16 protein-coding genes are annotated in these 24,732 nt (G+C 49.8%); all 16 read right to left on the bottom strand.

Translation table 11 applies throughout. The features are described 5' to 3' along the window. Window positions 1-54: 54 nt before the first annotated feature. A complete protein-coding gene (locus LFE_RS11615; protein ID WP_014450414.1) occupies window positions 55-3,330 on the bottom strand; it encodes a tetratricopeptide repeat protein in 3,276 nt (1,091 codons plus the stop codon). Between the two features lie 2 nt (window positions 3,331-3,332). Continuing rightward, on the bottom strand, window positions 3,333-4,751 hold the full coding sequence (locus LFE_RS11610; RefSeq protein ID WP_014450413.1) for a sigma-54-dependent transcriptional regulator: 1,419 nt from the start codon (window positions 4,749-4,751) through the stop codon (window positions 3,333-3,335). Then, a complete protein-coding gene (locus LFE_RS11605) occupies window positions 4,744-5,499 on the bottom strand; it encodes an exosortase C-terminal domain/associated protein EpsI (RefSeq protein ID WP_014450412.1) in 756 nt (251 codons plus the stop codon). Before LFE_RS11605 ends, LFE_RS11610 begins: the two co-directional genes overlap by 8 nt. Continuing rightward, a complete protein-coding gene (locus LFE_RS11600; RefSeq protein WP_014450411.1) occupies window positions 5,486-6,325 on the bottom strand; it encodes an exosortase/archaeosortase family protein in 840 nt (279 codons plus the stop codon). Before LFE_RS11600 ends, LFE_RS11605 begins: the two co-directional genes overlap by 14 nt. Window positions 6,326-6,755: 430 nt before the next feature. Continuing rightward, complete coding sequence (locus LFE_RS11595; protein ID WP_014450410.1) at window positions 6,756-8,918, bottom strand: ATP-binding protein; 2,163 nt, start codon at window positions 8,916-8,918, stop codon at window positions 6,756-6,758. A 13-nt stretch (window positions 8,919-8,931) separates the two neighbouring features. Further along, complete coding sequence (locus tag LFE_RS11590; RefSeq protein WP_014450409.1) at window positions 8,932-10,953, bottom strand: DUF4091 domain-containing protein; 2,022 nt, start codon at window positions 10,951-10,953, stop codon at window positions 8,932-8,934. Between the two features lie 100 nt (window positions 10,954-11,053). Next, window positions 11,054-11,854, bottom strand: coding sequence for a polysaccharide deacetylase family protein (locus LFE_RS11585; RefSeq protein ID WP_014450408.1), 801 nt, complete (start codon window positions 11,852-11,854; stop codon window positions 11,054-11,056). Continuing rightward, entirely contained in the window at window positions 11,854-12,993 is a 1,140-nt protein-coding gene (locus LFE_RS11580; protein WP_014450407.1) for a glycosyltransferase family 2 protein, read from the bottom strand. Before LFE_RS11580 ends, LFE_RS11585 begins: the two co-directional genes overlap by 1 nt. Further along, window positions 12,990-14,129: a glycosyltransferase family 4 protein gene (locus tag LFE_RS11575; RefSeq protein WP_014450406.1), complete on the bottom strand. Its 1,140-nt coding sequence runs from the start codon at window positions 14,127-14,129 to the stop codon at window positions 12,990-12,992. The genes LFE_RS11580 and LFE_RS11575 overlap by 4 nt, the downstream gene beginning before the upstream one ends. Beyond that, window positions 14,126-16,099, bottom strand: a complete 1,974-nt coding sequence (locus LFE_RS11570) for a glycosyltransferase (protein WP_014450405.1) — start codon at window positions 16,097-16,099, stop codon at window positions 14,126-14,128. Before LFE_RS11570 ends, LFE_RS11575 begins: the two co-directional genes overlap by 4 nt. A 76-nt stretch (window positions 16,100-16,175) precedes the next feature. Further along, window positions 16,176-17,816 (bottom strand): O-antigen ligase family protein, encoded by a 1,641-nt coding sequence (locus LFE_RS11565; RefSeq protein WP_014450404.1) that lies wholly within the window; start codon window positions 17,814-17,816, stop codon window positions 16,176-16,178. Next, the gene (locus tag LFE_RS11560; RefSeq protein ID WP_014450403.1) at window positions 17,813-19,738 is read right to left on the bottom strand and encodes a polysaccharide biosynthesis tyrosine autokinase; all 1,926 of its coding nucleotides are present in this window, start codon (window positions 19,736-19,738) and stop codon (window positions 17,813-17,815) included. The genes LFE_RS11565 and LFE_RS11560 overlap by 4 nt, the downstream gene beginning before the upstream one ends. A gap of 63 nt (window positions 19,739-19,801) precedes the next feature. Continuing rightward, window positions 19,802-21,487 carry a hypothetical protein gene (locus LFE_RS11555; RefSeq protein ID WP_014450402.1) on the bottom strand — a complete coding sequence of 562 codons (1,686 nt, stop codon included), beginning with the start codon at window positions 21,485-21,487 and terminating at the stop codon, window positions 19,802-19,804. Then, window positions 21,487-22,341, bottom strand: a complete 855-nt coding sequence (locus LFE_RS11550; protein ID WP_014450401.1) for a polysaccharide biosynthesis/export family protein — start codon at window positions 22,339-22,341, stop codon at window positions 21,487-21,489. The genes LFE_RS11555 and LFE_RS11550 overlap by 1 nt, the downstream gene beginning before the upstream one ends. Before the next feature lie 40 nt (window positions 22,342-22,381). Beyond that, the gene (locus tag LFE_RS11545) at window positions 22,382-23,362 is read right to left on the bottom strand and encodes a glycosyltransferase family 2 protein (protein WP_014450400.1); all 981 of its coding nucleotides are present in this window, start codon (window positions 23,360-23,362) and stop codon (window positions 22,382-22,384) included. 92 nt (window positions 23,363-23,454) lie between these two features. Further along, entirely contained in the window at window positions 23,455-24,552 is a 1,098-nt protein-coding gene (gene glf, locus LFE_RS11540; protein ID WP_014450399.1) for a UDP-galactopyranose mutase, read from the bottom strand. Window positions 24,553-24,732 lie beyond the last annotated feature (180 nt).

The raw sequence follows: 24,732 nt of genomic DNA, 5'->3' as shown, positions 1-24,732 counted from the left end.
CCCGGGTGAAAAGCCGATCAGCTGTTCCCACTTCAGGCTGATGCCGTCGATCGCTCATTTCGATGCCATCTGGTCAAGGGCTTCGTGGGCCTTTTTCTTTTCGTCGTCGGTCAGGGTGCCGTCGAGGATTGCCTTTTTCAAAGTCTCACTCGCCATTTGGGTATTGCCTAGACGCCATTCATTGAGCCCCATATGATACTGGAATTCTGTATTCTTGAATCCGGCCTTATTGGCGGCATCAAACTGCACCTGGGCCTGATGGTAGTGTCCGGAGAGATAGAGAAGATACCCTAGAGTGTCCTCAATGAACGGCTGTTTTGTGATGGAAAGGGCTTTTTGGGCATAAGTGACCGCTTGGGGCAGGTCTTTTTTATCACTGGAAAGAAGAAATGCCAGATTGTTCAGGATAAGCGGATTTTTGGGCGCTGTCTTCAAGGCTTTTTTCCAATAACTGATCGCCTGCCCTTTTTCCCCCATGCGAAGGGATGCGTCTCCCATCAGAGAGTAGATGCTGGAGGGATCCTTGGATGAGGATAGCAATGGTTTCAGAGTGTCGATGGCGCCCTGATAATCGGCAAGTCCCATGTCGGAGCGGGCAAGATAGAACTGGGCAAGAAGAAACTTTGGATTGTTCTGGGTGAGCTGGGTCAAAATGGCTTTCGCCTGGGAAAACCGGCCGAGCGAAAGATCCGCTAGCGACAGGGCCAGTGCCGGCTGTACCCAATTGGGGCGTTGATGGTTGACTGTTTCCAGCCGGGAGGCCTCGTCCTGGATATTGTTGGTCTGGAGGTCGATCCCGGCAAGCATCAGGTTGGCCTGGATGTTATTGGGGTGGTCGGTGAGAAGATGGCCAACAAGAGTGCGTGCTTGATTGACATGTTTTTGAGAGACCAAAATTCCGGATTTTCCGAGAATGGCCTGGGAGTTGCTGGGGTTTATTGAGAGGACAGAATCAAACACTTTCAGTGCTGCGTCGGTCTTTCCGAGCATAGCGTCCCCCCGTGCCTCGATCATGGCGGCGGTCTGGTCTTTAGGATTGTCTTTCCTGAACTGGGATGCTTCGTTTACGACCGTCTGGATCTTTTGGGGATCGACTTTCCCTTTTTGGAGGTTCAGTGCGATCCAGTCACGCTTAATCCTGATCAAGGTATTTTCTGGATCGAGGGAATAGGCCTTGGAGAGCTCCTTGTTCGCTTTGGAAAAATCGCCCTCTGCCGCCCACAGGTCTCCCAGACTTTCATGATAGGTGAAGTTTCCGGGAGCCAATCCGGTGGCTTTTACAAGCGCCCGTTCTGCTCGGGGATATTCCCCTTCCTGCATGGAGGCAATGCCCCAAAGCCACTGCACATCTGCCTCTTGTGGCGGGGGGAAGTTGAGCTTCAGGAGCGGTGTGAGGTGAACGATTGCCCTGGGTGTTTCACCGGAGGTGATTTCAGATTGGGACAGTTCCAGAAGAGCCAGAGGCTGGTTGGGGTCTATCTCCAGCGCTTTTTGATAGGCGGCTTCTGCGGGCTGTTGCTGGTTTTCGGCACTGAGCGTTTCACCAAGGCTGGTATAAAGGGCGGAGTTGTCCGGAGCGATGGCGATGGCCTGCCGAAAGAGAGATTCCGCTTCCGGAAAATGCTTCTGCCCCAGATCAAGGTTCGCGAGAGTGGTGATGGCTGTCAGATTCTTGGGGTTGGCGGAAATGATGGATTTAAGTTCAGACTGCCCCTTTTCCGTTTTTCCTTCCTGAAGGTGGAGTCCCGCAATCAACAGTTCCATCGTCTGGTCGGATGGGTGGGCTTGAAGATAGTCTCTGGCCGTTTTGATGGCCTTGTCCATTTCCTTGTTGCCGGAAAGAGCCTGGATATAGCTGATCTCAAGCGTCTGGTTGTTCGGGTATGAAATGGTGTTGGCTTTCAGGAAGGAGATTGCCGCGGGAAGTCCCTTGCTTTGGGCGAGAAGACCGGCTTTTCGCACGATTGCCTGGGTATTGTCCGGATTTTTTGAAAGAATGCCATTCAGAACGGACATGGCTCTGGATGGCTTCTGGTTGGCGGAATAGCCATTGGCCAGGGCGAGCTTGAGAGGAATGTTTTCCGGATATTTTGAAGTGGCATCCTCAAGCTCCGAAAGCGCTTCACCACGATGTCCGAGTTCAAGCTCGGCGGTTGAACTCGAAAGCCAGTAGCCCGGAAGATTTTTTTCACTGTCCTTGAGGGTGGAGAGGATTTTCAGCGCCTCGGTGGGATTCCCTTCCCGGAGCTCGATATTCGACGCGGCCAATAAAATGGATTGGTTGTCGAATTTCAGCGCCATCAGCTTGTCAACATTCTCGAGGGCCTTTTGTTTGTTTCCGGATTGTTCGTAAGCTTTTGCCAGGACAAAATAGAGTTCGACAATGGGAACTTTCTGTTGGCCGTATGGTCGCAAAAGAGCGATGGCTTCATCGTTTTTGTTGAGCAATGTATCGTATTCGGCGATTTTTAAAGGGATACGGATATCCGTATGGCCCTTTGAAAGAAGTTGCAACTGGGCAATGGCCTGATTCAGGTGCCCTTCCTTGGCGAGATAATTGGCGAGAATAATGGACGATCGAATATTGTTTGGGGAAACGGAAACCGCCTTTTTATAGTTCGCGAGGGCTTCGTCCTTTTGTCCTTGACGTTCGGCAACCTTTCCGAGTCCGATCCAGCCTCGGCTGTTGTCCGGGGTTTTGTTCAGGGCCTTTTGGTAAAACTCCTTGGCTTTGTCCGGCTGATTGAGCGCCAGTTCCAGATCCCCCATGGCGACAACAGCCGGGGTGTAGTCCGGTTTGATCTCAAGCGCGTGGGTGAGCGCGGCCTGGGCCTTGGTGGTATCTCCAAGGGCAAGGTTCCTTTGCCCCTTGAAGGTCCAGCCTTCGGGATCGGAGGGGGAAAGCTTCAGGATCGTCTGGACTTCCGGAAGAACGGCCGGCCACTGCGCGCTGTTGACCTCATACCGGGCGATCTCGAGATGGGGCGGGAGGTAGGTGGGATCAAGCTCCGATGCCTGTCGAAATTGCAGGAGGGCATCGGTGATCCAGCCTTTTGCCTTGTATCCTTCTCCCAGATAGAAATGTCCGGCAGCGGATTTGGGGTTGATCTTCAGAAGATTCTGAAACTCGATGATGGATTCGTTGTTTTTTCCCTTGGCAAGGTAGTCGAGACCGCTGGCCATATATTTCTTTTGAAGCTCTGCCGGGTTTTTGCTGCATCCGGCCAAAAGGGAGACGATCAAGACAACCGAGGCGGCAAACGGAAGCATTGCGGGACGAATCGCGGAAAATGCTGGAGCAGGGCATTTGCTGGAAAAATGATTATCCATCGTTATTCCTTAAAGTTTCGGGGGGTGATCCCGTGTTTTTTGGCAAGGGCATGAACCGTTGGCCGGCTAGTGCCGATCATCCGGGCGACTTCGCTGATGTTGCCTCTTGTTTTTTCAAACGCCTCGATCAACATGCGTTTTTCCGCGTCTTCCCGCGTTTTCTGAAGATTGGCCAGAGAATCGGTGTTTTGGGGTTGGATCTCGTTTTTGATTTCGGTTGAAAGGTCCAGATCCTCCGGAGTGATCCAGTTTCCTCCGGAAATGATTACCGCCCGCTGGATACGGTTTTCAAGCTCCCGGATATTGCCGGGCCATCCATACCGTTTGATCCGTTCTTCGCTGTCGCGGGTGAATCCCATCATGGCGGGTTTCTGGTAGGTTTCCTTGAACCGGTTGAGGAAATAGTGGGCCAGCGTCATGATGTCTCCCCCCCTTTCCCTTAGGGGAGGGAGGTGAAACTTGATGACGGAGAGGCGGTAGAAAAGGTCTTCCCTGAATTTGCCCTGAGCCATGTATTGGGTCAGATCCTGATTGGTTGCGGCGATGATTCTCACATCAAGGTGTTTTCCGGTGCGGCTTCCGACCCGCTCCACGATCTTGTCCTGCAGAACCCTCAAAAGTTTGACCTGGAGATCTAGGGGCATCTCTCCGACTTCGTCCAAAAACAGGGTCCCGTTGTTTGCCGATTCGAATTTTCCCGGACGGGATTCTGTGGCGCCTGTAAAGGATCCTTTTTCATGGCCGAACAATTCGCTTTCAATGAGGTTTTCGGGAATGGCTCCGCAGTTGATGGCAATGAACGGTCCGTTCTTTCGTTGGCTTTTTTCATGGCAGGCCCTGGCAAAGAGTTCCTTTCCCGTTCCGCTCTCTCCTGTGATCAGAACGGCGATATCGGTTGTGCTGATCTTGAGGAGCAGTCCCAGCATCTCTTTCATCTTGGGGTTGGTGGTGACAATTCCCGGGAAGTCGTTTCGGGAATCCTCTTCCGAGACAGGTGGAGGCGTTGCCCTTGTGGCCTGTTGAAGCATGGCCCGATTGCAGGCCCGACCGACAATCCGCTTGAGTTCGTCGGGATCGATGGATTTGTCCAGGAGGTCGTAGGCTCCGAGCCTGACCGCTTCGAGCGCCTTGGGGCGATCGATCGATCCGGAAAGGATAATGCCGTGAAAGTTGGGATCGGATTCGGAAAATATCCGTAAAAGATCGATTCCATTTTGTCCCTCGACATCGCCGAGGGCGAGGTCGAGGATCACGACTGCAGGTCTTTTCTTGAGGAAGATGTCGACCGCTTCCGAGAAGGTTCCGGAGGACAGGACGGGATATGTGGACCGGAAAAGCCACGTCAGCTGTTTGACGATCACAGGATCATCGTCAACAATAAAAATGGTCGGTTTTTCGGCCTGGGGGACCTCATCACCCATTTTTGACATCTCCACTGATCGGGCTGATTTCTGAGACATCCGGATTTTCCGGAACCGGTAGCATGGAGGTTCCCGGGGAAGAGGGCATGGCGACTTGGTGTCTTCCGGGAATATATTCCGACAGCATCGGGGTCAGGTTCCTGATGAAGCGAAGCTCCTTCTGGACGGTATTGTCGACCGATCCTTCAAGGGAAGCGGAAATCCTGACCAGGGCGCCATCGGTCCTGTGAAGGGTCAGTGCGTCTTTCACCAGGTAGAAACGTCCCCAATATTCATTCGGAAAGATCCTTCCCCTTTCCTGATACCAGTAAAGAACGACCTGTTTGGAGAGCCCCTTCTGGATGACAACCTGATTGATTCTTTGCGGTTTGCCTCCATTTTCAAGGGGAACGGTGATGACTTTTGTATCGATCATCGCCCATCCGGATCCGGGGAGACAATTCTTGGGGGAGTGGATGTTCTTCTCGGGGGTCTGATGCTGATAGAAGGCGCTGAAGAAAAAAATAGAGGATTCCGTCGCCGCTTTTGTGAACAGGATCGAGGCAAAGTCGTCCGCGTTTAAAATCTCCTGCTCTTTTTTCGAGAGTGGAACGGGGGTGCCTGACCAACCGGACAGCTCTTCGGGAAATGCCCTGAGAGAGAGGTGGGCGGGCACCGGTCTCCGGTCAATGCTCCCAAGAAGGAAGGCAAAGGAAACCCCCATGATCATAGAGGATAAAAGCATGTTGAACTGTCTAGACGGTTTCAAGCGGCCTCCTCTTCCTGAGAAGCTGTATGGCCTTTATCTCGAGAAACAGGGTAAGAAACGCAAACAGGAAAACGACCCAGCCCGAAAAAAGATGAAAGAACCCTTCCGCGAGGTGAGGGTTTACAAATGAGCCGAGAATCCCTGTACCCGCAATGCGCATCATGTTTGCCAAAATGGCAATCGGGATGGCGGACAGGGCAAAGAGAACGCCTGTCACGCCTTCAAGATGTCCCAGTTTTTTCATCAGAACAGAGATGGCCAGAAGGCTCACCAATGACTGAATGCCGCTGCATGCTTCCTCAACACCAAGGGAGATATGGGGAAGGTGGATGATTGTCCCTTCCCGGAAAACAGGTATCTGTATCCCGTTCAATATGTTCGATGCGCCCTCTGCCGCAAGAATCTGAAGTGGAAAAGCGATCGAATTGAAGACGATGAAGGGGAGGGGAATCATGAACAGCAAATAAAGCACCGGAAAGCGGAGGGCCTTTAGTGTCCTCAGTCCCCAGTAACCGGCAATGATCCCGGAAATCAGAAAAAGAATGGAAATCTGACGGATGAAATCGAGGCCCGACCAAGTTCCGATGAGAAGGCAAATCACTCCCGCGCTGATAAAAACAATCCCCCAGAGAGATGGTTGATCCTGAATTCTTGTCAATTGTTTTTTATCCAGATAGACGAGGAGAATGGCGACGAAAGGGACAAGAAACCCGTGGGAATAGGATGGCAGCGAGTTCCAGTCGTCCACCAGTTTCAAAATGTTCGACCAGGACAGGACGATAACTGTCACAGAGGCGATCAATAGGGCGATCTTTTCTCCTGCCATGTGGTGACTCCCTATTTTCAGTCATTTTGTAAAAACAACTTGTCCGCTCAAACATATTTTGTGACGGTGATCACGCTTCATTGATCTATTTATAACATTTGGCGGCTGCAGTTGAAAGGAATTGTTTTTATGGAACGCTCTAAAAACAATACATTTTACTAACAGATAGCGGAAAAAGTCACTCCCTCCGAAGCTTGATCTCATCAGAATGAAAAAGAAAAATAGCTTGTTCCTTGATGGGAATATCCGGTGAATGCTGATTCCCGGGTTTGAGAGTGATCTTCAATGTTCCATTGATCTTTCTGGCTCCAGTAGTAATGAAAGAGAATCTTATTCTTAGAAAATAGGTCTCCTTTGCTATTCATTTGTTTCATAGGATCAACCGGGATGGCGACGTCAAACCATTATACTCACATGTCTTTAGAGGATTTTAGATGGACAGGTTGTTGTTGTGTTCTTTCAGGATGGGCGACTCCTGATCGCCATTGTCCACCTCAGGTGATCCTGTTGGGAGTGTGATCATGAATTCCGTTCCGACCCCTTCTTTTGAATTGACCTGGATCTGTCCCCCACTTTGTTCAATCAACAGTTTCGAGCTGAAGAGGCCGAGTCCCGATCCCTTTTTTTTGGTTGTTTGAAAAGGCCTGAACAGATTATTGTCCATAAATTCCTGACTCATTCCTGGCCCGTTGTCGGAGACTGTGATCAAAACTGTTTCCCCATCAAGGCTTCGTGTTGCGATTTTGATGATCCCTTTCCCTTGCATGGCTTCCCGGGCATTGATCAAAAGATTCCGGATGGTTGTTTCAAGTGCCCGTGCGTTTCCTGAAACAAGGGGAATCTCCTGAAAGTTCAGTTTGGTTTCAAGCTCTGGATACTTCTCCGAAGCAATCCCTTTCAGAGTGTTTTTGATCAGGTTGTTCGCATCAAATGAGGTTTGCCGGGTGTACTCCTGACGAAAAGGATAGAGAAACTGTTCAACGGACTGCTCGATCTGATGAGATATGCTTTGAAGATTCTGGAGAAGTTCTTCCTGAAAGTCGGCAAACATGATGTTATCTCGGGCATTGTGGAGAATCAGCTTGAGGGCGATGCCAGCATTTTTGAGGTCGTGGAATGTAAAGGCCCGAAGACCGGAAAGAAGGTCCGATTCCCATGTCCACGCCATCTCCCTTGAGAGTGTGGCACTGACCAGCAGGCTGACCCACTGCACTGACAGGGCTTGAAGAAAAAGACGATCTTCGGACAAACCTTTGCTTCCCGTGTTTTTGATATTCAAACCGAGAAGTCCGAGGATTTTGTTTCGGAAGACGAGAGGCAATATCCAGTTGGCGGACAACGAGTTAAAAAGACCGGAAAGGAGCTCATTTTGTTCGGGAGTAAAAGAATCCTTTTGATGAATAGGGGATCCGGACAGGAGGACTGACAACAGGGATGGGGCCAGAATATCGTTATTGAGGGGGGTGGGGTGGTCCCATCCCAGGGATTGCCGAACGGAGATGGTTTGGGGAATTCCTTCGCCGATATGGCAATAAACGAGGGATTCGGCAAAAGAAATTTCCCTAGTCCTTTCCATTAAAGTCGGAATCATTTCCCGAAGATCTTTTGATTCCGAAAGGACTTTTGTGAGTGTCATCCATGTGGCACGGTAGTCATACCGACTTGAGTAAAAATGGATGCCCAGGAAGTACTCAAGCTCGCGTCGGAGCCGTTCGGAAGAGAAGAGGACCAGAAGGGCGGCCACTCCTAGAAAGACCATAAGGCTGGAGGATAAACGAGACCAGACTGGACCGAATTCCTTGAGAGTGGAGCTGAGTCCACCCAGAAAAATGAGACCTCCCCCCCCGAGAAGAAGTAAAAGGGAGCGATTGATGGCATTTCTTGAAACTTGCAATGAAACATCCTTGACTCGCTGGATCAGGAGTGAGTAGAGGAATAGAAAATCCATGGAAAAGAGTCCCAGATCCTCCAGGTAGAGAAATGATCGCTCGAATCCTCCCGAGAGAACCTGATTGGTATGAACGAGAAAGACGGAGAGAGTCCAGAGAAAGACTCCGATCATCGGGTATTTGATGTTCCATCTCTCAACTCCTGCAGCGGAGATATATGTTCTGGACAACTGGAACAGCGACAGAATGATCATTCCCATGATGAAGAATGCAAAAATCGTCATTTCCGGAGAATTGATGAGAAGAACGGAAGGTCCCGGAAGGAGAAGAATCTTGATCAGGGCAGGGTTTTCAAGGATCTCGTAGGTTGCAAGCAGGATTCCCGATATGATGAAGGCCAAGAGGAACTTTTGGCCACGAATTTCTTTCCATGGGTCCTGTCGCGAGAACCCCAGGGAAAAAAGAATAAGTCCGAGGCACGATAGCGTCTCTCCCGCCAGCCAGAGCTGAAAGTTATGATCGATTGAAAGAAGTGTTTGCGGAATAAAAATAAAAAAACTGGCAAGAACGGGAAGGAGTGCCGAAAGAGGAGCCAGAAGAAGAAAGGCTGAGGCGGATTTTCTCCTGGGGGCTATATAGGCGACAATCATGGTCGCAATGGTCAGGCAAATTGTGATGATGGGAAAAAGGTCATGGATTTTCAAGAACATTCCTTTTTCAATTTTTGGGAAGAGATTGGCCGTAGAGGGATTCTATCTCTTTTGCCATTTTGATTCGGGTATCATGCCAGTCTTTGGGATTGTGGCTCCAAGCTCCCGGTTTGTGCCAGAGTGGGTTGTACCAATAGGGGAAGTAATCTCCGTCATCGAGAGCTTTGTGGACAAGATGGTTGACCGTCTTGTCCACCTCTTCCCGCCTCCCTTTCTTGGCTAGCATGAAAAAATATTTGTAGTCGTCATAACCCCGCCGCCATTGAGCCATCCGGATGGAAGGGACCGGTCCGTCAATATCGGGAAATCCGATCAGGTGAAGCTGGTGTCCAGGATAAAAGATGATACCGTCTCCGGTTCCGGGATTGGTGTAGGGATTGACCGCCATCGTATTGTCCGGCCAGAAATCATCTGCCCAGTAGAAAACCCCATTTGTCCGATATTTCCATGCGGCCCAGAACCACATGCGGAATCCAACGCCTGTCGAGTAGAGGTCGCTTGCTCCGATGAAAGGAGGACCACTCTGGTAGAACCAAGTCCGCTCACCGATTGTCTGGACTTTCGCCATTCGGTCGGGCATGAATGTTTCCGAGTTCGGCGACCAGATATCGACCTTTCCCTTCATGAGGCTTTTGTGATGTCCTGGCTGTTTCCTGTCCCAGGCATAAGGGGCATCGGTCAACATGAAACGGATCTGGTTGTGTGAGCCTTTATGAAGAGAATCGGCTGTGTCGGCCACCAGCTTGTAAATATCCTGGTAATAAAAAAGCTGATGCTCCGGTTCGTCGAAAGCATAGGCAAAGGCATTTTTCAAAGGCCAGCCTTTTTCCTTCCAGTGTTCGGTGATGACTCTGGCAAGTTCCTGGGCTGCTGTGTCCGGGATTCCCTTCCATTTTTCAATTGGAGATGATGTTCCCTCATGAATTGTGAAGCCTCCCCACATGCCCACCCCCAGCATGCCCGTCCGGATTGGCAGTGCCCATGCGTTGGGAGTCGATCCGGTCACTTGTCCGGAGAGAATGGGGCCCAGCATATAGTCATAGTGGCTCCAGTCGGTTGAGAGTGCTTTCCCGGTGTTCCAGTCGAAATGGACACCAGGACCGATATTGTCGACGTCATTTGTGGCAAATCCATAGTCGTGGCCAAGTTTGACATAGCGATAAAAGAGCATTCTGTAAGCTTCATCATTGGGAGGAGATTCTCCGTGCCAGAATCGTCCCGCATAAAACTGCATCCACCGGTCGAGGCCCACCTGCCTGGGAAGGGTCGCATTGAGAACGCTGATTGCCAGGGTGGTCGAGCGGATGGTTCTACCGTCTTTTTTGACCAGCAATGTCGCCCGGAAGTTATGGGCCGGGCAAAGGCGGGAAAAATGAATATCGATCCAGACGGGCTGGTCGGAGGATGATTTTAATGAGACTTTTCCGACGACGACCCTCCCTGACTGGTAGGGGTCATGAAATGGGATCAGGGGATCGGGCTCCTGATTTTTGCCGATAGGTTCGTACCATTCGAGAAAACGATGAATGGAAAGACAGGAGACATTAGGATCGGACTGGTCCGGATGGATCTCGACATCAAGGTCCTTGACCGGATCGTCAGATCGTAGCACCAGCTGGAAAGAAGCTGTTTCCCCCCTTAATCCGCTAATGATGTAGGGTTTTGTGTTGTCTTTTGTTGCGCTGGAGAAATGGCCGGGATGCTCAGAAGGAGGGATCCTTGCCGAGGTGGGATCAATCCAGGAGATGACTCCATCGTTCTTTTCGACCATTGAACCTGGGAACTTGGGGGGAGACAGGGCCGATAGTGAGTAGGCATCCACTTTTTTGATCGTGGACTTTACGGTTTGGGTAACGCTCCGGATCTTTCCAAGGGGGTGGACTGTTCTCACAAAAAGTTTCGCGCTTTGCTTGGCCCATTCCATAACGCCTGTCGAGAGAAACAGGATTGAGGTTCCGGAAACGATCAATAGAATAAACATTGCCAGAAATACCAGGAAAATTCTCCGTCCGGTCCGATTGTTTGCCATTGTTGTTCCTTCTGGTCTGGAATGAGCGGAATTCATTGAAAATGCCCTGAACGATTGAGCGTTCCCGTCTCAGAATGATTGGTGTCCACAAGTCCTCCCATCATGGCTTCTTCCTGGAGAGAGGGGGAGAGGAAATCCATTCCCGGACGAGGCGTCTTCCTGTGCGGATCCATCTATTTGCCTGAAACGAAAAAGAATCGGGATCAAGAAGGGATTCAAGCTGTTTGACTGACATGGTGTTCGTAACCGGCAATCTGGGAATGAAAAAAGGATCCCCTCCCTTTATATAGGCTCCCGGGTTCGATGTCAAAAGACCTTTATAGCCGGCTTCCATGACTTTCCTGATGGCATTGGAATTGATCCTGCCGCCAGGAGCGGAAATGTAGATATTTTTTTCTCCACTCCATTCCTGAATTTTAAGTTTTGCATCCTGAAGCTCACCTTCCAGTTCCTTATCTGTCAAATCGGTCAGGAACCGATGGGTTGCGCCATGGGCTCCGATCCTCATACGGGGAAGGAGTGCAAGCTCACGGGCCTGCTCCGGGGTCATCATACCATGACCACCGAGACGTGCGGTTGAGAGGAAAAAGATGGCGGGAAATCCGGCTGTTACCAGTGCTTTTCCTGCAAGGGCCAAATCCGATTGGTAACCATCGTCGAAAGAGATGATGATTGATAGGGGAGGGTCCTCCCTGGAAGCCTCTTCGGAGAGATAATGATCCAGATCGATCACGGGAAGTGAGGTTCTCCGGAAAAGAGAGAGGTGTTCCCGAAAGACCTGTTCCCTGACCCCGTAATAGGGATCGGCAAGATCGTTCGGAGTCCAGTTCCCGGGAGCATCGTTCGGGATAAGCTGATGGTACATGAGGATGATCGCGCGTTTGCGCTTTGTGTGTTCCATCAGCTCTTTTCCCATTGGAGGAGGTTTGACTTCCGGTTTTTGAGAAATCGGAAAAATCCGGCAAGAATGGCGGCATTTCCGAGGGTGAAGTAAAGTGGAATGGCCAGAAGACGGGATCGGCTTTTTCTTGAGATAGCAGCGGCCCCCAGCAGATAAAACAAACCCTGCATCAGGACGAAGAGCTTTGGGAGCAGCCCTTCCATTGCGATGGGGACGATCAGGATCACTATAAGTGGTAATGGCTGAAAGGCCCTGAGAACCTTGTGGCTCCAGAATACAAAGGAGACTCTGGGATGAGAGAGTCCGAGCATGGACTTCAGGAAGGCTATCTGCTGAAAGTTTCCATGGGAAATTCTGGTTCTCCGTTTGAATTCTCCATCAATACTTGTCTGATGGTATTCGTAGACAAGAGCCTTTTCCTCGTAGACCGTCCGAAACCCGGATTTCACGATTAGCATTGGAATGACAAAATCATCATTTATGATGTTTGCCGGGATATCGGGAGAAAGACTTCGTCTGATGGCATAAAAGGCGCCATGGGCCCCTAGAGTGGTATAAAAGAGACTTTCCTTCCTTCTCTGGAAGACTTCAAATTCGAAATAGCCCTTTTCCCCTGCGCTCCTTCCATCCTGGATCTTTGTCATGTCGTTTGAAACGATATATCGTCCGGAAACGCACCCTACTGTTTCATCCGAGAAGTTTTCCAGAAGCCGGGTGAGTGCGTCCTTGGCGAGAATAGCCGATGTGTCAGAGAAGATGACAATTTCTCCCGAGGCTCTGGAGAGGGCATCTTTCAATACCGAAAGTTTCCCCCTGCGATTGGGAAAATCAAGGATCATGATCCTTGGATCTGGGAGTGTCCGGGCAATTTCGACCGTTCGATCTGTCGATCCGTCGGATGCGATCAGAACCTCTATCTTGTCTTTGGGATAGTCAAGAGAAAGGGTATTGCGGATCTTGGCTTCGACAACCGCTTCTTCATTGAATGCGGGGATGATGAATGTGACTGTTTGAGCATGGTGAAGCCCGGTTTTCCGGATTGGTTTCGGAAAGAAAGCCGCAAGAAGAGAGATGATGGGGGGATAGATGAGAAGAGGATAGAGAAAGACAAGAATGGCGAAAAATAGAAGTCCGGTCATGGCAATGATCCGGCAAGATTTCCCGAAGAGGCCTTTTTATAAAGTGCTTCGTTCTCAGAAAGCCATATATCAAGGCTGAATCTCTTCCGTATGAGCTCAAGGCTTAGAGAGGTCATGTCTTCTCTGGTTTTGGGGTCCGAGCCAAGAGAGATCATGGCTTTGGCCAGTTTGGCAGGATTCCCCGGTGGAACCAGTAGACCGCTTTTACCATGGTGGACGACCTCTCGAGTCGCTCCCACCCGGGTTGCAATGATCGGTTTCCCGCAGGCCATGGCTTCTCTTGCGGCTCTCGGGAGGGATTCTCGAGTGGAGGCGAGAACGAAAACATCGAACAGGCTGACGTATTCGCGGATTGCGGACTGTTGCCCCGCGAAATGAACAAAGGGTTCCAACCCAAGACTTTTTGTCTGGTGAATGAGGCTGTCTTTTAGTGGGCCATCCCCCACCAGGATAAGTCGGGATTCAGGGATTTCTTTTCGAACCTCAAAAAAAGCTTTTAGGAGGTCTGAATGGGCTTTTTCAGGGGATAGCCTTGCCACACATCCAAAAATGACGGAATGCTCGGAAAGTCCGGGAATGCTTTTCCATAAAGCCTGGGATCTTTCGATCGGGTAGAAGGTGGTCGTATCGATACCACTGGGAATAACCGTTGTTTTTTTTGGATCCAATCCGAGTTTTGTCAGTCTATGGTGTTCGTGTTCGGATTCGAAAACAACGGCATCCGAACACTTGTTCAGGAGAAAACCTGCCCAGAGGCTGTTGAACGGAGTGTGGATGTTATGAATGGTTGTAATCCTCGGAATGGGAAGGTCTTTTGCCGCTGCATGGCATAACCACGAGGATCGTATCGACTGTGGCGCGAGTACGGTCGGTCGGATGGTCTGAATCAGATCTCTCAAACGTTTTTTGCATTCCTGGAATTGTCCGGGCGTTTTGAAATGAACATCAAAGGGGATATGGACAACTCCTCCTTTTTGAAGGAGTTCAAGTTGATCGCCTGTCGGACAGGCAATAAAAACTTCGTGTCCATTCTTGACAAAATGGGGACCGAGCGATTTCATGTCGCTCTGGACCCCCCCAGTTCCAAATGGTTCGGTCAGAAGATAGAGTAGCCTGAATGGAGACTGTTCGGTCATCTTGACCTCCGTAGGCTTTGATAGAGTTTGTGGAGGGAGTCAAGGCCACCTCTCACCTTGAGTGAGAAATCCAATAGGGAGTCTCGTCCGCTGATTTCTGTTCGTCTCAGTTCCCAGAAGGAAGTCCCGTCTGTATTGAGACCCGGAAGAGTGGTCAGCGCAGACCGGTAGCCGGCAGTTTCGAGAGATAAAAAACAGTTCGGGTTGAAGGCACCGTTAGGATATGCGAAGGAATGGACGGATGCTCCGGTCCAATCTTCAAGAATTTGTTTCGATTTTAAGACTTCCTGCATGACAGCTTCCCGAGAGAGGCTGGTCAGCAGCGGATGGGTGTCGGTATGAGAGCCGAAGGAGATGCCATTACGGCTCATTTCACCAATCTGGGCAGCGGTGAGATATGTGATTGGATAGGGATAATTTTTATATCTTGGATGACTGCTCTCTCCTCGGGAAAAAGAGGTGACTGGAAAGATCGTAGCGGGAAAAGAGAGCTCCGAAAGGATGGGATAAGCATTCCGGTAATTGTCCTCGTATCCGTCGTCAAAAGTGATGACGACCGATTTTGCCGGCAATGCTCCCGATCGGAGATGGTCGAGAGCCTTCTCAAGCTCTATGACATGATAGCCTTCTTCTTTCAGCCAGGCCATCTGTAATGAGAAGGCGAATGGAGTCACGCACAAGATATCCTGATCAATGGTGTCGTCTATCCTGTGATACATCAGGATGCGTAGAGTCCCGGCGCGGGAAGCGACAGACAAAGTTTTCCCGGCAATTGTGCGTATGATGTCCCGGATTCCCCGACGGAACTGACATTCTCTTGTTATTGTCCTGTAGACATCGGTGTATCGGGCGGCGGTCCTTTTAATATTATATCGGTTTGACGCAATTTTTTGGGCTTCCCGGGCCATTTCCTCCATATGGGGAAGATTGGAGAGTCCTCGGACCATCGCATCCGTCAGAGATGGAGAATCGGGAGTGGTGAGAATGCCTGTTGATCCATCGGTCAAGGCGTCGGGAATCCCTCCGACTCGTGTTGCGATAACGGGAGTTCCTGCGGCCATCGCTTCAAGCATTACGATGGGGAGTCCTTCCCATATTGATGGAATGACCAGGATATCCGAGGCGGACAGAATGGTCGGGATATCTCTTCTGAGCCCAAGAAGAATAACGGTGTCTCCTAGATGATATCTTGTGATGGTCTCCCGGATTTCCGCTTCCTTTTCACCATTCCCGACAAGGAGGACTTTTAGTTTTGGGAACTTTTCCCGAACGGCTGGTAGAGAACTGATGAAGGTGATGTGGTTTTTGGCCGCTGCAAAACGGCCGATAACGACCAGAAGATTATCGTCATCGGAAAACCCGAGCATCTTTCTTGCTTCCTGCTTTGAGGGAAGATCTCCCTGCTCCGGGAAAACAATCCCGTTTTCAATTGTGCAAAGCTTGGTCCGGGGAAGACCTACATCCCGGAGCATGGAGGATTCAACCTCTTTTGAGACATTGATGAGAATGCTCGTTGTTAGGACCAGCAGACGGTCGAAAAAAATCTCTATTCTGGCTTGTGTCGGATTGTGTCGTGAATGAATGTTGTGAACCGTGACGACAAACGGTATTTTCAGTCCGAAGGCTGCGAGTCTTCCCCACAAATTGGCGGTAAAGAGATTCGAGTGGATAATATCGAATCCACCTTTCTTCAGAAAGGCCCTGAGCCGCCAAATGATTGAGATGTCGTACCGTCCATGTTTTTGGATGAGTGTGACAGGGATTCCCATTGCTCTGAAGTCCTTGACCAGTTCTCCTTCGGCAGAGATCAGGCAGATGGCGTTTTTTGTCTTTTCGGGGTCAAGTTGCTTTGCCAGAGAGTAAAAATGATTTTCCGCTCCATGGAGGGGTAGTGCAGGAAACAGATGGCAAACGGACAATTGGCGTTCAGGATTGTTTTTCTGTTTTTTTGAGGGTTTGGACGGATCCATCTGTTTTCCTTCTATTCCTGTTTTTCGAATGCAGAAACGAACATATTGCTAAGGAGCTACCTCTTCGATGAATGGGTCAGGTCTTTTGCTGTGAGATCTTGTTCATCTGCCAGATCGGGATCTTCAGGATGATAGCGAGTAGCGCCCACAAATATCCGGTAACGATCATGCTATTGAAGCGGGATCCAAAAATATTGGTGACCGCAAGAGAAACAACGGTGCTTGCCGTTCCGAGGCAGACGAGTTTCCAGAATCGGTCGGTACTGACCCAGAAACTGTAAAAAGAGACCCGGAACATTGAAAAGATCAGGTAGATGAAGACCAGGAGCGTCGGTATGCCCATTTCTGCACCTATCAACAGGTAAGCGTTGTGGGCATCCCTATTTCTGAGGGAAAGATGAGCTGTTTCGTCATTTTTGGGAACATATCGGTAGATGTTGCTTTGAAACATCTTATAGCCTACTCCAAAAATGGGGTGGGATTCTATCATCGCGGTCGCTCCTTTCCACAGTGCAAGTCTCGTTCTGGCGCTGGCATCGAGCGTGGTTCTCTGGTCCAGACTATTCGCGTCCTGATGAACGACCGTGCGCTGAAGTCTTGTTCCAAGGCCACCGGGAAGATATTGGGCATTGAGGATGGCGACGGCGAGAAGGGCGACAATCCCCAGAAAAAGGATGCGACTTCTGATAAAAAAGAAAAACATGAGAGCGATGGCCATGGAAAGGGCATCTCCTCGGGATTCTGTCATGAAAAGCCCAAGAAGAGATCCTCCCAATCCAAAAAAGAGGAAAAATCTTCGGCGAAGACCAAGTCCCTTCATCATGAAAAAAGCGATCATGATCATGAGATAGTTTGAGTAGAATGCTCCCATCTGATTCGCTTGCTGGGCGATTCCCGTCAGTCGGACAAGGTGGTGGGCCATTCCGTTGATCCGATGTTCCTCGAACGTTCCGAGTCCGATGACAACAAGGGACATTGCCATGAGAGTGACGAGAAGACGTCCGTCTTCCTCCGTTTTCAGCAGATACGAAAAAACAAAGAACACGAGAAAGGGGTCCAGCCAGCGTTTATAGTCGACGAGTGCAGAAAGAGGGCCAAATCCGGAAGAGGAGATATCGGTATGAATAACGGAGAAGGCTCCGAGTATGCAGAAAAGAACGACCAGATGTCGAAATGACCGTTCCCCCGGAAGAACAGCCAATGGAGCATCTCTTCTTGATACGGCGCTTGCTGACAGGAAACAAAGCAGCATGATAGCGGTTGTGAAGTTCAGCCCCGTGACGGCTCCGCCAAGATTTCCTGAAACGGCTTTGGAGTAGGGAATGTAAACGATAAGGGCCATTAATGCGGGAAGAGGATACTGGAGAGATTTAAAGAATAGGGGGATGAAAATCATGGCGCTGCCCAGAAGCATGATCGGTCTGGGAACGGAGACATCGAAGGATGCGATGAATCCCAGAAGGATGGCAAGAAGATAGACCGTCAGGGGGATCGGAGGAACTCCGGTTCCGGGGGCGTTCTCCCGCGGAATGGCGATTGATCCCCGAAGACGGAGATCCGGGATCTTTTTCCAGCTTGTCTCTCCAGTATCTTCTGTTTCTTCCCAGCGATTATCCCATCTTGCCCCGGACATTGGTTTAGCGGAGAGTTTCCACCTGTTTCCCGGGGTGGGAACGGCTTGATCCGGTGCATCATCGGGGGAAGGGCAGTCGTTCATTTTTTTCTGGATGTTTCCTCATATCCATAATAATACTGGATATGGGTTGATTTTGAGTAATTCAGTACGGTGCCCATGACTTCGAACTGATGGTCGCGTAGGAGAGATTCAACTTTCAGGAGATCTTTTTCCGCAGTGACCTTGTCTCGGACCACGATAATAACCCCGTCTATCATGGCCGGAAGGGAGAGAAGATCGGTTGAAGCCATGAGGGGGGGGGCGTCGATCAGGATATAGTCACACTGAAAGCGAAGCATCTCGAACCATTTTGAAATGACCGCCTCCGGATTCTTTTTCCAGAATCCCGGGCCTGCATTACCCATCGATATCGTGGCGAGGTTGGTATTGTCCCATACGATCCGGGAATAGCTGCCGTCATTTCTGGGTAGGAAATCTTCTACGGTAAAGGAATTTGGAAGCCCAAGATTTTCCTGCACCCTGCCTCGGACAGTATCCGTGTCGAGAATGATGGCGCGATGTCCCATGGCTGCCATGGTCATGGCCAAGTTCATGACGGTGAGGCTTTTTCCGTCTTCCGGTGCACAGCTAGTGAATAGGAGGACCTGGCCCTTGTTCATCTTGAGAAGGCGTTTGACCCGAAGAAAGAAGGATTCAAATTCCTTTTGGAAGACCCAGAACTCCTCCCGGTCAAATGGGTGGTCTATCCGGAGAACCTTTTTTCCATTGATTTCGGGAATATGGCGTCTCTGGATTCTGGGGATGTTGGCGAGGTTCTGGTATCCGGTCAGAATTTTGAGGTTGTCTTCTCCCTGAATCGGTTTCCTGAAGAACATCAATAGAAAGGGGAGCCCTACAGATCCGCCGATAGCCGCGATGAATCCCAGGATGATTACACGGAATCCCTTTGTCATCAGCGGAGTCATCGGAATGGTTGGAGGATCGATGATAATCATGTTTTCAAGATTAGAGTCGGAGATGATTCGGACCGAGCTTCTTTCTTCTTCCAGTTCGGCTCGGAGATCCCTGTTCATCTTGACGTTGGATTCGAGAAATGTTTCCCATGCGGCGCTACTGACACTCGGCGCCGAAGAGGAGGGGCCCACCATGCTTCTAAGTTTTGAAATTTCTTTTTTGATACCGCTTATTTCCTGATTGACAGCGACTACGTCAGGATGGGATTCGGTTTCAGAGAGAAGTAGCTGGGATCTCTTCATCCTGAGGGAGTTGAGGAGTCCCGACTCTTGAGAGAGATAGTCTGAAACATCGACTGGTCCCTTTTTTCCACCTTTTGATCGCACGCTGTTCTCAAAAGTCAGAAGCTCTTCTTCACTCTTTTTGAGAAGGCTCTGGGCGTTCATGATCTGGAGAGAAAGGCTCTTGTCGAGGTCGGCTTGCTGTTCCAGTGCGAAGTGGCTAGAAATATCCTTGAAGGTGTCGATATAGGCATTGACCAGATCTCTGGCAACTTTTGGGTTCCCGGACTCTCCCTCGATGCGGAGTATGCTGCCGGCTCCACCCTTGAAGTCCATCCGGGCGTTTCGAAGCTCCATGGCGGCTTTTTGCATGGGGTTGATGACGATGGGTTCCTTTCCCATCATTTTTCGGATCATGTTTGTTATCTTCATCTGATAATTTGTGTATTGGGAGTCGGATTCAAGATCCCTGAGGGTGGAGTCAGGAAGAGCCTGGACCACTTTTTGAGCAAGGTACTGGCTTTTCAAAATGGCGATCTGGATGCCGAAACTTCTGGGTGGGTGGACGCGATTACCGATGGCCGAAGTGGAATAATTGTTGGGCTTAAGGTATACGGTCGCTTTGGCAACATAGATGGGTTTTTTGCTCAATCCGGCCACAACGAATGGGATGAAGAGGACAAAAAAGGTAACGAAGGCGAGAAGCTTGTGTTTCCTGACGCTGAGCAATGCCAGAAAAAAAAGTGTTTTGGCATCAAGTGTATTCATTCGTTCTCCCGAAAATCATGAATAACAGTGGTCAAGTGCAGCCTGGTCATTCGAGATGTGATCCTATTCAAAGGAATAATACATTGAAACAAATGCGATAAACTGGTTATCGATGACGTTTGTCGACTGGATATTGGAAGAGAAGTCGATCAGGTTATACATGATACCGGTCGTGAGCCATGGTCTGGTTTTCCATGTGATCATGTCGGTCTGGATAATGTCTGTTCCAGTATAACTTTGTGTCGGCTGAAGGGTCTGGAAGAAGTTGTTCGAGTAGACCGGGGCATTTAAGAAAGTGTACTGAGTGTATCCGATCATTGATGTGAGGGAGGTCTTGGCTCCTAGCTGACGGTTCAGGAATCCCAGAGCACTTTTGATTTTTTCCGGACCCATTTCGATGCCGTAGTTGGTCTGGTTTTCCATGTATTCCCCGAGGTTGATTCCGATCGACATGTTCGGCATCGAGTAAGTCAGTCCGAGGTCGATCATGGGGGACTGATATGTTTGTCCCTGCTCAAACGTTACTCCGTTCCAGCCACCCTCGATGGATCCGGACAGTCGTTTGGTGAACTGGTGGTTGATCATGCCGTACTCGGAAAACATCGTAAAATTGGCTAGCGGGTCTCCCTGATATTCATAATAGATATAGCTCCCTCCAACACCAATAGAGGTTTGTCTGGAGAGAACCCTGTTTGCTGACCCCATGCCCCCGTTCGAGATAAATCCTGGAAAAAGAGAGAAGGATCCTTGTGAATACATATAGGTCGCCGAAAGGTAGGTTCGTCCCTCGTTGAAATTCAATGTCTGCATAAGAGACTGGATATTGTCGATCCCGGCCCCAAAGGCTGTGGCATCAAAATAGAAGTCATTCGCTGTCTCGACAAAGGTGATTCGGGGCGTAATGGCGATTCCGACTTCGGCTCCGGCGGTGTTCTCAAGGTACGGTTGCACGCCGTTCAAAAATTCAAGGGGAGATCCAATGTTCTGGGGGGTATCTCCACGATTGACAAAGTCCTCAACTCCGACGAAGACCCTGTTCCCAAGATATGTTCCTGCGGACACTCCACCCATCTCATTCACATAAGGGGAAATGTTCGATCCTGCATCGTACTGGTAATAGGATGCACTCCCCAGAAGACTTGCATACCCATAGTCGTCAAAGTTCGAATAGGCGATGGCAGGACTGATGCTGTAGGCCTCTCCGGGAGTTGGTTGATTGGGGGAGAATGTCATGTTCGTATCGTATTCAGCTGTTCCAGTGAGAGAAATCGTTCCTTGTGGTGTCACCTGGTAGGGGTTAGGCTGGAACATGGTGAGCCCGAAAGGCTGATAGACCGTTGCCATTAGTGGGGCAGCCATGGCCGGAACTCCGTTCAGGATGTAATTGTTGATGAGCGGGCTCGAAAAAGTTCCAGGGGAGGTTGCGGTCGGGTTCAGTGGATTGACCGAATTTGGCATGCTGTTGTTCATGAATGTCGGTGCTTCACTTGGAGATGTCGGTTGTGGCTGCGTATTGTTTCCGTTTTGGCCTGTCCCTTGAGAAGGTCCAGCAGACTGACCTGGAGCCAGTGAAGGGTTGAGAGAAGGTCCGGACGGATTGATCTGGGGATATGCAGGGCTCTGTGGCATGAGAGCCGGACTTGCCGGAGCGGTTGGTCCGGCAAGTCCGGGATAGAGCGGATCCCCCCAGACGGTCCGGGATAGCAAGAGAATGATGAAGAGTCCAAAAAACGGAAGAACTTTTTTCATCAGAACATCCGCTGGGGAATATAGATCAGATCGCCAGGTTTGAGATATTCTTTTTGCTCTGTCTTCTTTTCATTCTCGATATGATCGATGTCGATATGGATGATCTTTTTGCTGCCATCTTTTTCCTGACGGATGATTCTGACTGACCCGGTTGAAGCGAACTGGGAGAATCCGTGAGCATTCAGGAGGGCCTGCAGTACCGTCAGACCCTTGGTATAGAAATAGGGACCCGGAGCGTTGCTTTCACCCATGATATAGATCTGGTCGGTGCTCATGGGCACGATAATGACGTCTTGTGGTTTGATCTCGATATTTTTCTCCAGATGTTCCCCTTTTTGGAGATCTTCGATGGAAACAGTGCGGGTGTGGTTGTTTCGTATGAGGAGGATGGAATCCGTTTTGGCCCCGACAACCGTACCTCCGGCCAGAATAATGGCCTGAAGGAGCCTTGTCCGGTGGGTGTAGGGGATGGTTCCTGCATGTGCGACTGCCCCCATGATATAGAAAAAGTCATTCCCAATGGATCTGACAATGACTGTAACCGTTGGTTTTTTCCGGAAGATGGTGTTTAGACGGTTGGATATTTTTCTGGCGAGTGTTTTGCTGGTTGTTCCGGCCGCCTTGACGTTTCCGATCAGAGGAAATGTGATGTTTCCATCAGGGAGGACTGTAATCTCCTGGTTGAGATTGGCCTGATCCCAGACAAGAATGGAGAGGCTGTCCCCGACTCCGATGGTGTAGTCGCCGTGGTTTCCAGAATCCTGTTCTGCTATCGAAATCCCAGGAAAAAGAAAGGTTCTGGCAATGAACAAAAGTGCTATCACGAAGATGATGTTTTTTTTGATGGTATTCATAAATTCTCCTCAAAATGTTTGGTTTTAAATCGAATAGTCATCAGAACCCTTTCCCGTATTGCCCAGAAAAACCGTCTTTAAAGGCCCTAAAGAGAATTTTGAGTGGCGGGACCTTCGGATTTCGGCTCATCAGGATGTTCAGGAAGTAATCCGATGCCTTTACAAGAATGAACATGTTTCGGATGAGGCGATGTTTTTTGACATGTTCGTTCATTGTCCGGATCCTTAGAAAGGTATTTCTCATTCCGTAGTAAATGCTTCTATCGGTGATCGGCTGTCCGTTGTTGCCAATTTTCTTCAGGAATATGGGATCTCTTGCATAAAGGACCTTGGTATGAAGATGGGCGAGAAAGCCGTAGGTCGAGTCGTCTCCTGCGATAAAAAAGCGTTTGTCCGGAAAGCCGATTTTAGAAACAATGTCCCGATGAACGAGCATGCCCTCAAAACAGCCTGTGTTTGTCTCGCAGTACTCAGCCCCTTTTTTGAAGGAGATATCCTGAAGGAAGACCCTCTGCCCGGTGACGAGGCTAACGTATCCCTCCCATTCGAGTGGGGTCCCGTCAGGAAATATTTTCCTGGGATGGATACATTTTGAAAGGGATTTGAACTTCATCTGTTCACCAAGGCAGTTTTTTTGGGGCTCGACGTCGTCATCCATCAGCCATAACCAGTCGAATCCTGCCTCAAAGGCTTTTTTGACTCCCTCATGAAATCCCCCCGCACCTCCTGTGTTTTCTGGAAGTCTGATGGTGGTGATGGGGATGGTCGGAAAATCCGGGTGGCAGGTTGTAGACTCCCATGTCCCGGTGTTTTCTCCCGGAGGAAGTTCTTTCAGAAACCCTTTTTCCTTCAGAAGAAGAGGTGTATCCGTCATGGATTGGTTGTCGACCAGAATAATGGCATCAATCGGGGGATCTTGACCAAGAAGTGCATCAAGGCACTCGATCAAAAGCTCTTTTCGGTTATAGGTGACCACAACCGCGGCGATGGTTTCCTTTGCCCGTTCTTTGTGTAGGCTCATCGGTTTTTCTTAGTCGATTGTCTTGGGTGTTTCATGTGTTTGAACTTTCATCTCCGTATTGATGGGAATGTTTTCCGAACAGTTCGCCACGGTCATATTTCATCGAGGATCGATTTTGATGCGGAAAGAGCCGCACCGACGACCTGATCCATATTGTAATAGCGATACTGGGCAAGTCGTCCGACGAATGTGACTCCCTTTTCTTTTTCGGCCAACTTTTGGTAGCGCTTGAAAAGCTCGTCATTTTCAGGACGAGGGATCGGGTAATAGGGATCTCCTTCGGCTTTCGGGTACTCCCTGACGATCGATGTCCCGGAATGCTCCTGCCCCGTGAGGTGCTTGAATTCGGTGATTCGGGTGTATTCATGCTCGTTCGGGTAGTTGACCGTTCCCACCTGCTGGAATTTTTGAACCGTTGGAAGGTGTTCGTGTTCAAAAAAAAGGCTTCTGTAAGGGAGCTTGCCAAAGCAAAAATCGAAGTATTCATCGATGGGGCCGGTATAGACGAGGTGTTTTGGCGAGTATTCCTGGCGAATTTTCTGGTACTCGACTCCGAGTCGAATGGTGATCCCCGGATGATCAAGCATCCTTGAAAACATTTCGGTATAGCCGTCAAGCGGCATTGCCTGATGGGTGTCTGTAAAATATCGATCGTCATGGTTGGTCCGGACTGGCACCCGGGCCGCAACACTTGCAAAAAGCTCGGAGGGATCGAGTCCCCATTGTTTGTTTGTATAACCCTTGTAAAATTTTTTATAGAGATCCCATCCGACAATGTTGACAATGGCGTCTTCGCTGGTTTTGATCGGGTCCCTTGGATCACGAACGGATTCGAAGTAGGACTTCAGTCCTTCTTCATCGAGGTTCAGGCCATAGAGTCGGTTGACGGTGTCGATGTTGATGGGAATGGGAAGAAGCTGGCCGTCGATGCTTGCAAGAACCCGGTGTTCGTAAGGTCGCCATTTGGTGAAGGCCGAAAGATAGCTAAAGACTTCCTGGGAGTTGGTGTGGAAAATATGGGGACCATAAGTATGGACCAATATGCCATGTTTATCGTTGGTGTCGTAGGCATTTCCTGCAATATGGGACCTTTTATCGATGATGACGACCGTTTTCCCGGAATCTGCAAGTTGCCGTGAAACGACGCTTCCGGAAAAGCCCGCCCCAACGACAAGTACATCTGTTTTCATCGACTTTGCCTCCTGTCAATCTTTTTTACAGTCTGTCTTTTTCGAAAGAAACTGTCAATCATGATATTGATTTTGAATTAAGGGCTCTTTATCGGTGGTGCGAGGCAGTGGAAGGAAAAGATGGACAGATTAATCATCCGGGAAGGGATTCGTTTGCCATGCAGCGTTTAACCCGAAAAA

The organism is Leptospirillum ferrooxidans C2-3 (assembly GCF_000284315.1).
Lineage (GTDB): Bacteria > Nitrospirota > Leptospirillia > Leptospirillales > Leptospirillaceae > Leptospirillum > Leptospirillum ferrooxidans.
This window is presented reverse-complemented; position numbering and strand designations above follow the sequence as displayed.

What these genes read in the sequence shown, in the direction of transcription:
- LFE_RS11615 (WP_014450414.1), bottom strand. Translation starts at nt 3,330, where the DNA reads ATGGATAATCATTTTTCCAGCAAATGCCCTGCTCCAGCATTTTCCGCG.
- LFE_RS11610 (WP_014450413.1), bottom strand. Translation starts at nt 4,751, where the DNA reads ATGGGTGATGAGGTCCCCCAGGCCGAAAAACCGACCATTTTTATTGTT.
- LFE_RS11600 (WP_014450411.1), bottom strand. Translation starts at nt 6,325, where the DNA reads ATGGCAGGAGAAAAGATCGCCCTATTGATCGCCTCTGTGACAGTTATC.
- LFE_RS11590 (WP_014450409.1), bottom strand. Translation starts at nt 10,953, where the DNA reads ATGGCAAACAATCGGACCGGACGGAGAATTTTCCTGGTATTTCTGGCA.
- LFE_RS11585 (WP_014450408.1), bottom strand. Translation starts at nt 11,854, where the DNA reads ATGGAACACACAAAGCGCAAACGCGCGATCATCCTCATGTACCATCAG.
- LFE_RS11580 (WP_014450407.1), bottom strand. Translation starts at nt 12,993, where the DNA reads ATGACCGGACTTCTATTTTTCGCCATTCTTGTCTTTCTCTATCCTCTT.
- LFE_RS11575 (WP_014450406.1), bottom strand. Translation starts at nt 14,129, where the DNA reads ATGACCGAACAGTCTCCATTCAGGCTACTCTATCTTCTGACCGAACCA.
- LFE_RS11570 (WP_014450405.1), bottom strand. Translation starts at nt 16,099, where the DNA reads ATGGATCCGTCCAAACCCTCAAAAAAACAGAAAAACAATCCTGAACGC.
- LFE_RS11565 (WP_014450404.1), bottom strand. Translation starts at nt 17,816, where the DNA reads ATGAACGACTGCCCTTCCCCCGATGATGCACCGGATCAAGCCGTTCCC.
- LFE_RS11560 (WP_014450403.1), bottom strand. Translation starts at nt 19,738, where the DNA reads ATGAATACACTTGATGCCAAAACACTTTTTTTTCTGGCATTGCTCAGC.
- LFE_RS11555 (WP_014450402.1), bottom strand. Translation starts at nt 21,487, where the DNA reads ATGAAAAAAGTTCTTCCGTTTTTTGGACTCTTCATCATTCTCTTGCTA.
- LFE_RS11550 (WP_014450401.1), bottom strand. Translation starts at nt 22,341, where the DNA reads ATGAATACCATCAAAAAAAACATCATCTTCGTGATAGCACTTTTGTTC.
- LFE_RS11545 (WP_014450400.1), bottom strand. Translation starts at nt 23,362, where the DNA reads ATGAGCCTACACAAAGAACGGGCAAAGGAAACCATCGCCGCGGTTGTG.
- glf (WP_014450399.1), bottom strand. Translation starts at nt 24,552, where the DNA reads ATGAAAACAGATGTACTTGTCGTTGGGGCGGGCTTTTCCGGAAGCGTC.